This is a genomic window from Actinomadura darangshiensis (assembly GCF_004349235.1).
GTDB lineage: Bacteria > Actinomycetota > Actinomycetes > Streptosporangiales > Streptosporangiaceae > Spirillospora > Spirillospora darangshiensis.
The window spans coordinates 1-10742 of the sequence record NZ_SMKY01000302.1; the positions used below are offsets into that span (position 1 = coordinate 1).

Consider the following 10742-nt stretch of genomic DNA (forward strand, 5'->3'; position numbering starts at 1 on the left):
GGGCGGGAGCTAAAGGGCGGGAGCGGGCCCCGTCGTCGAGCGGACCACCAGGTGCGGGACGACCAGGTTCTGCCGGGCGGCCCGGGACGGGTCGCCGATCCGCGCGGTGAGCAGCTCGGCGGCCACCCGGCCCATGTCGCGGCGCGGCTGGTCGACGCTGGTCAGCGAGATGTGCCGGATCGCCGCGAGATGGGTGTTGTCGTAGCCGACGATGGACAGGTCCGCCGGCACCCGCATGCCGAGCTCGTCGGCGGCCGACAGCGCGCCGGTCGCGACCAGGTCGTTCGGCGCGAAGATCGCGGTCGGCCGGTGGTCGCGGCGCAGCAGCGCGCCCGCGGCCCGGTAGCCGCCGTCCTCGGTGAAGTCGCCGGCCTCGACGACGATCTCGCCGGTGAGGCCGTGCCGGCGCATCGCCTTCTCGTAGCCGGCGCGGCGGTAGCGGGCGGTGGTGGAGCGCGCCCCCTCGATGTGCGCGATCCGGCGGTGGCCGTGCTCGACGAGGTGGTCGACGGCCAGGCTCGCGCCGAGCTCGTCGTCGTCCACGACGATGTCGACGCCGACGACGTCGCGTTCACCGACGACCACGACGGGAACGCTGGCGGCGGCCTCCTTGAGCGATTCGGGGACGACGCTGAGCAGGACCAGGCCGTCCACCCGCATCTCCAGGAACGCCTCGACCGCCTCCGCCTCGAACAGCGGGTCCCATCGGCCGCTGCCGACCAGCATCCGCAGGCCCGCGCCGTGCAGGCTCTCCTGGAGCCCGTCGAGGAACTCGGCGAAGAACGGGTTGTGCAGGTCGGCGACGATGGCGCCGATCAGGCGGGTGCGCCCCTCGACCAGGCTGCGCGCCACGGCGTTCGGCCGGTAGCCGAGTTCGCGGGCGGCCTGCAGGACGGCCTGCCGCCGGCGTTCGCTCACGTGCGGTGACCCCCGCATCACCAGGGACACGAGCGACTTCGACACTCCGGCGCGCTCGGCGACGTTGCGGATGGTCGGTTTCGGCGCGGGCACCGCCCTCCCCTCGTCGCGCGGGGCGGGAGAGGGTTCGCTGCGCGGCCGGGGCACCGCGCCCTCTCCCTGCCGCTGGTGCGGGGGATTTGCTTCATCAGCTGACATGGCACTCCGTCCGGGGGGACCTGCAGGACCTGCCGCGACGGCGCGCCGGTCGGGGGTGCGGCACGCCGTCCTCCGCTCGGGAGGAGATGCCATGATGCCGCGCCTTCCCCCCAAATCGCCGCAACAGCGAGTAACGGGCATCCGACAATGGTGGTTCGGGCCTGTGGTGTTCCAGATCACAACTGATCACGAGCGGGTGAAGAGCGTGTCCCAGGGCCGCCCGCCGGGGCCTGCCGCGCGCCCGGCTCGGATACGCTGCCCAGGTGGGAGATCGTGCGGTGGCCGGCGACAAGGCGCGCAGCCGGCCGAGCGGCGGACGGGGCCGTCGCCGGCTCAGCGTGGACGAACGGCGAGACGAACTGATCGAGGCGGCGCTGCAGCTGTTCAGCACGCGCTCGCCCGAGGACATCTCGATCGACGACGTGGCGGCCCGGGCCGGCGCGTCGCGCGCGCTGGTCTACCACTACTTCGGCGGCAAGTACGAGCTGTACATCGCGGCCCTCGGCAGTGCCGCGAAGAAGCTGTCGGTGCTGCTCGAACCGCCCACGGAGGGCAAGCCGCTCGAACGGCTGCGGATCTCGCTGAAGCGGTACTTCGACTTCGTGGAGAGCCACGCGGCGGGCTACACGGCGCTGCTGCGGGGCGGCCCGGCGGACCGGTCCGGCGAGGCCGGCGAGATCGTCGACGGCATCCGGCAGCTGCTGCTGGACCGGATCCTGCACTCGCTGGACGTGGACGTGCCGGCGCCCATCCTGCGCATCACGCTGCGCTGCTGGATGGCGACGGTGGAGACCGCCGGCCTGGACTGGCTGGAGAACCGGGACGTGGCGCGGCCCGACCTGGAACGCCTGCTCGTCGACCAGCTCGTGGTCATCATGCAGATCGCGGGGCGGCACGACCCCGGCACCGGCGCGCTCTTCGACCGGCTGGCCCACGAGGAGATGAGCCAGTAACCGGCGGTGCTTCGGTAACCGGCGGCGCGCCGGTAACCGAACGTGACCGGCCGTGGGCCACGCGACCTGCGGTGATCGCGCTGACGTGCACGGAGTTTCGGACATCTAACTCGTGCGCGTCCACAACCGGACACCAGCCCCACCTGGCACCGTGGCCCCGTGGCCCCGATCGCACCGCGTTGCCCTCGGAGCCGGACGCTCTAGCGCCCTTCCCCGGGGGCAACGCGGCCGGAACGGTTACTCCGAGCGCTGCTGCGGAATTCCCGCGAGCAGCGCCCGCACCTCCGCCTCGCGGTAGCGACGATGCCCCCCCCAGTGTCCGGATGGACGTGAGCTTCCCCGCCTTCGCCCAGCGCGTGACGGTCTTGGGGTCGACGCGGAACATCGTCGCCACCTCCGCCGGCGTCAGCAGGGGCTCGGCCTCTGGCGTACGTGCTGACATTTTTTGCGGCCTCTCCTCCGTGGACCGATGACAGCGATCCAGCGAATGATCCTCGCGTGGTCACTGATGTCCCCTATGGCCCGAAAGAGCCACTATGACATCACAACGTGTAACCTTGCCACCACTCAGCGCAACAAGCAAGTTCCTGGCTGTAGTTGCGTGCAAACATCCCCGCAAGTGCGGGAAGCTGCGCCTGCACGGTGGACGCTGGGTCACGCTGCGTGATTCTAGCGACACGTATAGTCGTATCGCGCGGGGATTCGGGAAATTTGTTTTAGTTCGCCGCCTCGAGCGCCCGGACGGGCCGCCAGCGGGCGAGGAGCCGCTTGTACATCGCGACGGTCAGCTCGACCTCGCCGCGCTCCATGCCGGTGAGCGCCACGGCCATCTCGGCGACCGACTCGTCCGTGCGGAGGGCCTCGTCGTCCAGCAGGTGGACGAGCCCGCCGTAGTCGAGCTCCACGAGCGCGCCCGGGTGGAACTCGCCGAGCCAGCGCGCGAGCGTCTCCAGCCGTCCGGCCGACAGGAGGTAGACCTCTCCCTGCCCGTCGCCGAGGTTCTCGCGCACCACCGGGAGCGCGGCCGCCACGCGGCGGCGCGCCTCGTCCATCGAGGTGACGTAGATGAGGGTGCGCGCGGGCGCGGCCGTCGCCGGGCCTGAGCCGGCGTGCTCCTCGGCGCCCTCAGCGCTCTCCGAGCCCGGCGTGCCCAGCAGCAGCGACCGCTCACCGCGCGCGAACGGCACGAACCAGTCCAGCGGGACGTGCCAGGTGCTCGTGAGGATGTGCGTGCGCAGGGTGCGGCCCAGGCGCTTCCACTGGTCGAAGTCGTCCATCACCCGTTCCGACAGGGGCGGCGGGACGAACGCCGCCGCGACACCGGCCGCGTGCTCGTTCCTGAACCGCTCGAAGGCCAGCCACGACCGCAGGCGCGTTCCCCAGGGGCACACGTAGATCATGTCCTCAAGGCGCCGGATATAGGCGTCCCTGCTCTCCCGCTCTGGGACGACCTCCGGTGGCGAGCCGGTCAGCCTGAGCGTGGCCTCCCGGTGCTCCACCCCGAGCGCATGGATCCGCCTGGGACGCCGCCTGGAATCGGCGTAAACCGTCCACAGAGTCCGCGCGGGCTCCGGGAAGGCGGTCACCGGTTCATAAACCCGTAGGTACGCGGCGTACGGAAGCACGACGGCATCGTTACATGAGATTCGCCCGGGCGTGGGGCCATCACGCGCCCTAGGCTGATCTTAGAGACAGAGAGGAGGGCACTACCGTGCCTAATGTCTTCGGGGCGCCCCACAAGGGCACCGAGCCCCGACACGAGCAGGTCGTCTTCTGCCAGGACGAGGCCAGCGGCCTGCGCGCGATCATCGCCATCTACTCCACCGCGCTCGGCCCGTCCCTGGGAGGCACCCGCTTCTACCCGTACGGGTCCGAGGAAGAGGCCCTGGCCGACGTGCTGAACCTGTCCCGCGGCATGGCGTACAAGAACGCCCTTGCCGGGCTCGACCTCGGCGGCGGCAAGGCCGTCATCATCGGCGACCCCGCGGTCGACAAGTCGGAGTCGATGCTGCGGGCCTACGGACGTTTCGTCCAGTCCCTGAACGGCCGCTACTACACGGCGTGCGACGTCGGCACGTTCAGCGAGGACATGGACATCGTGGCGCGCGAGTGCCGTTTCGTCACCGGGCGGACGGTCGCGCACGGCGGTGCCGGCGACTCGTCCATCCTGACCGCGTTCGGCGTGTTCCAGGGGATGCGGGCAGCGGCGGAGACCGTGTGGGGCGCACCCACGCTGCGTGGCAAGCGCGTCGGGGTCGAAGGCGTCGGGAAGGTCGGGCACCGGCTGGTGGAGCACCTCCGCGAGGACGGTGCGGACGTCGTCATCTGCGACGTGAACGAGGCCGCCGTCGACCGCGTCCGGTCCCTGCACCCGGAGGTGGAGGTCGTCGCAGACGCCGACGCGATGGTCCGCACGGAACTCGACGTGTACGCACCGTGCGCGCTGGGCGGCTCCCTGAACGACGAGACGGTGCCCGTGCTGACCGCCAAGGTCGTGTGCGGCGCCGCCAACAACCAGCTCGCCCACACCGGCGTGGAGAAGCGCCTAGCCGACCGTGACGTCCTGTACGCGCCCGACTATGTGGTGAACTCCGGTGGTGTGATCCAGGTCGCGGACGAGATCGAGGGCTTCAACTTCGACCGTGCCAAGGCCCGCGCCGCCGGAATCTACGACACCACCCGGAAGATCTTCGCGCTGGCCGCCGACGAGGGTGTCCCGCCGGCGGTGGCCGCCGACCGGCTCGCGGAGCGCCGGATGTCCGAGATCGGCAGACTCCGGGGCATTCTTCTCTGATGCCACCGGATGGCCGCGGTCCGCAGGGTGGGCTTCCTAGACCTGTTTAGACCGTTGCAAAACCGTTGTGAGGGCCATCGCGGGGCGGTCTGCGACCGTCCTGCGGTGGCCTTCGCACGTACTCGTGACCACCGGATACACTGTTGTTAGCAGCAACAGGGGCGCCGCCACGTACCGTCGATGTACCGAGCCGGGCGCAAAACGGGTACGGTTGTACCCGTGACTGACGCATGGCTCATCAGGCACCGCTTCGTGTGGTACACGCGCGCGTTGATGGGCCCACGAAAGCCCTGACCATCGAGGGGGTCGAGCCAATGGGTCGCGGCCGAGCCAAGGCCAAGCAGGTGAAGGTTGCCCGCCAACTCAAGTACAACGGCGGCAATACGGACCTCGACCGCCTGAAGGACGAACTGGGAGTCAGCGACTCCGACGACGACTCCTATGACGAGCTCGCCGAGAAGTACGCCGACTACGCCGATGAGTACAACTCGGAGACCCGTAAGGACGGCACTTCCGGTTGACCGGCTGACACATACGCCACCGCCCGCACCAGGGGCGGTGGCGTTTGTCATGCCCTTCGGCCGCTGAGCGGGCCTCTCGCGCCACTCGGGCGGCTCGTGGTCTCCGTGTGGCCAATGGGGCACGAGAGGCGCTCAGCCGTCGCCTCAGGCCCGTCGGACGAGGTTCCGGAGTCGTCGGACGAGGTTCCGGGGGCGTCAGGCGAGCCTGGCCATGCCGGCACCGGCGGTGGTCTCGCCGAGCCGCCAGGACGGCATGCCGCGGGACGCCAGCAGGCGCAGCGCCGCATCGGCTGCCTCCGGGGCGACGATCGCGGCCATTCCGACGCCGAGGTTGAACGTCTTGTCCATCTCGGCTTGGGGCACTTCCCCATGTCCTTGCAAGACACGGAACACCGGCGGCATCTCCCAGGACGAGCGCTCCAGCACGGCGTCCACGGTGGGCGGCAGTGAGCGGGCCAGGTTGGCCGCCAGCCCGCCACCCGTGATGTGAGCGAACGCCCGTACGCCGCCGGCCTGCATCAGGGCCAGGCAATCCTTGGCGTAGATGCGCGTCGGGGTGAGAAGTTCCTCACCGAGCGGACGGTCCAGCTCGTCCGGCTGGGCTTCCAGAGCCAGGTCCGACGTCGCCAGGATGTGGCGGACGAGCGAATACCCGTTCGAATGGATACCGGACGACGCCATGGCGATGACGACATCCCCCACCTGCACCCGGTCAGGACCCAGGATCTCGTCAGCCTCGACAACGCCCGTACCTGCGCCCGCGAGGTCGAACTCGTCCGCCTCCAGCAAACCGGGGTGTTCGGCGGTCTCGCCACCTATGAGGGCACACCCGGCCAGAGCGCAGGCGTCCGCGATGCCACCGACGATGTCGGCGATGCGTTCTGGGACGACCTTCCCGCAGGCGATGTAGTCGGTCATGAACAACGGTTCCGCGCCGCATACGGCGAGGTCGTCGATGACCATGCCGACCAGGTCGTGGCCGATCGTGTCGTAGATGCCGAGACGCCGGGCCAGGTCGACCTTGGTACCGACACCGTCCGTGGACGTGGCCAGCAGCGGCCGCTTGTAGCGCAGGAACGCTGAAGCGTCGAAAAGACCCGCGAAACCACTGGCGTCGTCGACGACCTCCGGGCGCCGCGAACGCACCACCCGGGACTTCATCAACTCGACGGCGCGTTCCCCCGCCGCGATGTCGACGCCGGCAGCCTCGTAGGAGGCCGCCGGACGGTCCGTCATTTGCCGACCTCAAGCAGGTGCTTGCCGCGAGCGTCCTGATCCACCGGGATGGGGTAGACGCCGTCGAAGCACGCCCGGCACAGGTTGTCCTTGGGGATCCGCGTGGCGGAGATCAGCTCGTCCAGCGAGATGAAGCCGAGCGAGTCGGCGCCGAGCGAGTCGCGGATCCCCTCGACCGACAGGTTCCCGGCGATCAGCTCGGCGCGGGTCGCGAAGTCGATGCCGTAGAAGCACGGCCAGGCGACGGGCGGGCTGGAGATCCGCACGTGCACCTCGGCGGCGCCCGCGTCCCGCAGCATCGCGACGATGGCGCGCTGGGTGTTGCCGCGCACGATCGAGTCGTCCACCACGACCAGGCGCTTGCCCTCGATCGCCTCCCGCAGCGGGTTCAGCTTGAGCCTGATGCCGAGCTGGCGGATCGTCTGGGACGGCTGGATGAACGTCCGGCCGACGTAGGAGTTCTTCACCAGCCCCTGGCCGTAGGGGATGCCGGACGCCTCCGCGTAGCCGATCGCTGGCGGCGTGCCCGACTCGGGCGTCGGGATGACCATGTCGGCCTCGACGGGGTGCTCGCGCGCGAGCCGCCGTCCGACCTCCACCCGGGTGGCCTGGACGCTGCGCCCGGCGATCGTCGTGTCGGGCCGCGCCAGGTAGACGTACTCGAACAGGCAGCCCTTGGGCCGCGCCTCGGCGAACCGCTCCGACCGCACGCCCTCGCCGTCGATCGCGACCATCTCGCCGGGCTCGATCTCCCGGACGAAGCGGGCGCCGACGATGTCGAGGCCGGCCGTCTCGGACGCCACCACCCAGCCGCGGTCCTCCAGCGCGCCGAGCACGAGCGGCCGGATGCCCTCGGGGTCGCGGGCCGCGTAGAGCGTTCCCTCGTCCATGAAGACGAGCGAGTACGCGCCGCGCGTCGCCGGAAGGACCTCCCGCGCCGCCTCCAGCGCGCCGCCCTCGCCCCGGTTGGCCAGCAGGGCCGTCAGGACCTCGGTGTCGGTCGTCGCGGTCAGCACGCCCGGGGCCAGCCGCGCGGCCAGTTGCGGCGTGTTGATCAGGTTGCCGTTGTGCACGAGCGCCATCCCGCCCGCGTCCGTGGACCGGAACGTGGGCTGCGCGTTCTCCCACGTGGGCGAGCCCGTCGTGGAGTAGCGGCAGTGGCCGACGGCGATGTGGCCGCGCAGCGTGTTCAGCACCGACTCGTCGAAGACCTGGGCGACGAGGCCCATGTCCTTGAACACGACGATGCGGGAGCCGTCGCTCACGGCGATTCCCGCCGACTCCTGGCCCCGGTGCTGGAGCGCGTACAGGCCGTAGTAGGTGAGCTTGCTCACTTCGGCTTTGGCCGCCTGCTCGGCGGGAACCCAGACGCCGAAGACGCCGCACGCGTCCTGCGGGGCGCGGTCGGAGGGATCGATGTCGTGGCTCAGACGTCCATCACGGAGAGGCACATCAGCCAGTCTAGATGCCCCGTTCACCTGCTCCGATCGGTGGCATCTCCTTAACGGACCTTTACTCCCCGGGACCAGTGGGCATCACGTGGTTCGGGGGAATCTGGGGACGACACGTGGAGGACTGCATGACGCTGCCCGGGTACCGGACCTACTCGCCCCCTGCCCCGCCCAAGCGGAGCACCATGGCGCGGGCCTCGCAGGTGCTCGGAATCGTCGGCCTGGTCGGGCTCGCCGCATGTTTCGCAGGCATGGTCCCGGCGCTCGCCGGGCTCGTCCTGGGTGTCGTCTGCCTCGTCCGGCGCACCCCTGATCGGCGTCCGGCCATGGTGGGGGTCGTCTGTTCCACGCTGGCCCTCGCCATCGGTGCCGGGACACTTTTCTGGCTGCTGAGCAAGGCGGCCCAGTGCGGGAACGAGGCGCGGTACCCGGACGACCTGTCACGGCGTGGCTGCGTGGAACGCGAGTTCCCCTTCGCGCAGGCGGGTACCCAGCGCTACTAGCCCGCCGCCAGGGCGCGTATGGCGTCGTCGTCGAGTGCGGTGGCGTACACCCTGAAATCGTCCAGGAGGCCACCGAAACCGGGCTTGGTGAGCTCGCTGCCCAGGTAGACGGGGCCGGCCGGTGTGACCACGGCGTGCTCCAGGGAGAGGCCCACATCCTGCTTGCCGTTGATGTAGAGGGACATCCCTGCGGTGTCCACGACCAATGCGATGTGGACCCATTCGCCCACGGGCAGCCTGGTGCGGCTGTCCACGTAGTCGGGGCCCTTGACGGTGAAGAGCTGGACGCGGACCCTCATCGCGTCCGGGTACAGCCAGAGGCCCAGGCCCCGCGCGTCGTTCTCAGCGACCGGCTTGTAGACGAGGCTGCGCCACTCACCGGTCGGCTCCTCCGTGACCTGGACGAAGAACGCCACGCTGAACCCGAAGACCTGGCTGAGGACGAGCTGCGGCACGGCGGGGACCACCGCGCGGTCGTGCCCATGCAGCGCCAGGGCCCCGCCGTCCCGTCCCGGGACGACCTCGGCGGTCTCGCCCAGCTCGATGTCAGGCGCGGCCCCGGCCGCGACCGCGACCTTGCGTCCGTCCAGGGTGTCGAGGTCGAACGTCCAGTGAGCGATCAGCACGGGATCACCTCCGGTTAGGCGCACGCTATGCGCGCCGTGCCGCTCAGTCGAGGGGTATGGGGAGAAACGCCGTCAGGTCCGCGCGCGCGCCGCTGGCACGGACTCGTCCTTCGGCGAGGGCGTCCGCCCAGGCCAGCCGCCCGGTGGCCAACGCGATCCACGTCGCGGCGTCCATCTCCACCACATTCGGGGGTGTACCACGGGTATGGTGCGGGCCGTCGATGCACTGAACGGCGGCGTGCGGAGGGACCCGAACCTCCACGGAGCGGCCGGGTGCCAGCTCGGCCAGCCGGTCGAGCAGGAACCGCACCGCTCCCTTGACGATCGGCCGGGACGGTTCGGCGCCCCCCGCACCCGCACCCGCACCGGCCAGGACCGTGTCCAGGGCCGCGCGGCGCAGCGCGGCGGGCTCGTCCGCACCGGTGTGCGGCGGCAGGCCGAGCGCGGCGCGCTGCTCGTTGAGGAGGGCTAGGGAGAGCGGTGTACGCGGCATCGCGGACGACGCTACCGGGTCCACCCTGGTGTCGCGCAGACGGTAAAAAGGACCTCGGTGCCAAGGCATGGGGGATGAACGGGGAGGCCGGGGACAAGGGGTCCCCGGGGAGACGGAGGTTCGTCAGATGCCCGAGGCGCTGCCCTTGCAGCCGGGTGACCCGCGGCGGCTCGGCTCGTTCGAGATCACGGGTCGGCTCGGCGTCGGCGAGCAGGGCGCCGTCTTCCTCGGCAGGGACCCGTCCGGCGGCCCCGTCGCCGTGAAGGTCCTGCATGTGCGGCTGAGCGGCGAGCCCGTCGCGCGGTCGCGGTTCGCCGGCGCGTTCTCCGCCGCCCGCAAGGTGTCCGGCTTCTGCACGGCGGCGATCCTGCACGCGGACGTCGACGGCGACCGTCCCTACGTGGTGAGCGAGTGGGTGGACGGGCCGTCCCTCCAGCAACTCGTCGACGAGGAGGGCGTGCGCGGCGGTGTCGTCGTCGAACGCGTGTCCGTCGGTATGGCGGTCGCCCTGGCCGCCGTCCACAGGGCGGGTGCTCTTCATCACAACCTGAAGCCTGGAAACGTCCTCCTGGGTCGGGACGGGCCGAAGATGAGCGACTTCGGCATCGCCCGCGCCATGGAGGCCGTGAACGTCGCCTTCAGCGGGCACATGACCGAGGACCCCGCCTACAAGTCCCCAGAGCAGCTCAGCGGCCAGGGCATCGGCCCTGCGGCGGACGTGTTCGCGTGGGCCTCGACACTTCTCTTCGCCTCGACGGGCAATCCGCCGTTCGGGGAGGGGTCGCCGTCGGAAGTGATGCAGCGGATCGTCTACGACGAGGCCGAACTGTCAGAAGTGCCCGATTCCTTGCGCGACGTAGTGGCCAGCGCTCTGGCCAAGAACCCGGCGGAGCGTCCAACGGCCAAGGCGATCCTCGAGAAGCTCCTCAGCGAGGACAGCTCGCTCCCTGGCCGCCTGCCGCCCTCCATCGTGGCGGAGGGACGCGCCCTAGCCACAGGCGCCACAGGAAACGCAGCGCCGCGGAACGTGCCACCACGTCCCCCCATGG

11 protein-coding genes and 1 pseudogene are annotated in these 10742 nt (G+C 70.5%); 5 read left to right on the forward strand and 7 right to left on the reverse strand.

Going from position 1 to position 10742, the window contains the following annotated elements; all coding sequences use genetic code 11:
- Positions 1-9: 9 nt before the first annotated feature.
- On the reverse strand, positions 10-1011 hold the full coding sequence (locus E1293_RS38810) for a LacI family DNA-binding transcriptional regulator (RefSeq protein ID WP_132203764.1): 1002 nt from the start codon (positions 1009-1011) through the stop codon (positions 10-12).
- Positions 1012-1379: 368 nt separating this feature from the next.
- Here E1293_RS38810 and E1293_RS38815 point away from each other — a divergent pair, with 368 nt between their 5' ends.
- Entirely contained in the window at positions 1380-2069 is a 690-nt protein-coding gene (locus E1293_RS38815) for a TetR/AcrR family transcriptional regulator (protein ID WP_243717208.1), read from the forward strand.
- Between the two features lie 237 nt (positions 2070-2306).
- Here E1293_RS38815 and bldC read toward each other — a convergent pair.
- Positions 2307-2511: pseudogene (gene bldC, locus E1293_RS38820) on the reverse strand (developmental transcriptional regulator BldC).
- A 274-nt stretch (positions 2512-2785) separates the two neighbouring features.
- Positions 2786-3694, reverse strand: coding sequence for a DUF8083 family protein (locus E1293_RS38825; protein WP_132203766.1), 909 nt, complete (start codon positions 3692-3694; stop codon positions 2786-2788).
- Between the two features lie 86 nt (positions 3695-3780).
- Between E1293_RS38825 and E1293_RS38830 the strand changes: the two genes are divergently transcribed.
- Both E1293_RS38830 and E1293_RS38835 read left to right on the forward strand, forming a co-directional pair.
- Entirely contained in the window at positions 3781-4863 is a 1083-nt protein-coding gene (locus tag E1293_RS38830) for a Leu/Phe/Val dehydrogenase (protein ID WP_132203768.1), read from the forward strand.
- Between the two features lie 314 nt (positions 4864-5177).
- A complete protein-coding gene (locus tag E1293_RS38835) occupies positions 5178-5384 on the forward strand; it encodes a DUF3073 domain-containing protein (protein ID WP_132203770.1) in 207 nt (68 codons plus the stop codon).
- Between the two features lie 195 nt (positions 5385-5579).
- Here E1293_RS38835 and purM read toward each other — a convergent pair whose 3' ends face one another.
- A complete protein-coding gene (purM, locus tag E1293_RS38840) occupies positions 5580-6620 on the reverse strand; it encodes a phosphoribosylformylglycinamidine cyclo-ligase (protein WP_132203772.1) in 1041 nt (346 codons plus the stop codon).
- The gene (purF, locus tag E1293_RS38845) at positions 6617-8071 is read right to left on the reverse strand and encodes an amidophosphoribosyltransferase (protein ID WP_132203774.1); all 1455 of its coding nucleotides are present in this window, start codon (positions 8069-8071) and stop codon (positions 6617-6619) included. Before purF ends, purM begins: the two co-directional genes overlap by 4 nt.
- Before the next feature lie 128 nt (positions 8072-8199).
- On the opposite strand from purF, the gene E1293_RS38850 reads away from it, so the two are divergent.
- Complete coding sequence (locus tag E1293_RS38850; RefSeq protein WP_132203776.1) at positions 8200-8574, forward strand: hypothetical protein; 375 nt, start codon at positions 8200-8202, stop codon at positions 8572-8574.
- Here the strand turns inward: E1293_RS38850 and E1293_RS38855 are convergent.
- Together E1293_RS38855 and E1293_RS38860 are read right to left on the reverse strand one after the other, a co-directional pair.
- Positions 8571-9200: a LamG domain-containing protein gene (locus E1293_RS38855; protein WP_132203778.1), complete on the reverse strand. Its 630-nt coding sequence runs from the start codon at positions 9198-9200 to the stop codon at positions 8571-8573. The genes E1293_RS38850 and E1293_RS38855 overlap by 4 nt on opposite strands.
- Before the next feature lie 43 nt (positions 9201-9243).
- Positions 9244-9693, reverse strand: coding sequence for a sterol carrier family protein (locus E1293_RS38860; protein ID WP_132203780.1), 450 nt, complete (start codon positions 9691-9693; stop codon positions 9244-9246).
- Between the two features lie 127 nt (positions 9694-9820).
- Here E1293_RS38860 and E1293_RS38865 point away from each other — a divergent pair.
- Positions 9821-10742 (forward strand): serine/threonine-protein kinase (locus E1293_RS38865; protein WP_165978586.1); only part of this gene is annotated, 922 nt, incomplete at its 3' end.

Excerpts from the sequence above, each read along its gene's own strand:
- E1293_RS38835 (WP_132203770.1), top strand. The coding sequence starts at position 5,178 with ATGGGTCGCGGCCGAGCCAAGGCCAAGCAGGTGAAGGTTGCCCGCCAA.
- E1293_RS38850 (WP_132203776.1), top strand. The coding sequence starts at position 8,200 with ATGACGCTGCCCGGGTACCGGACCTACTCGCCCCCTGCCCCGCCCAAG.
- E1293_RS38860 (WP_132203780.1), bottom strand. The coding sequence starts at position 9,693 with ATGCCGCGTACACCGCTCTCCCTAGCCCTCCTCAACGAGCAGCGCGCC.
- purM (WP_132203772.1), bottom strand. The coding sequence starts at position 6,620 with ATGACGGACCGTCCGGCGGCCTCCTACGAGGCTGCCGGCGTCGACATC.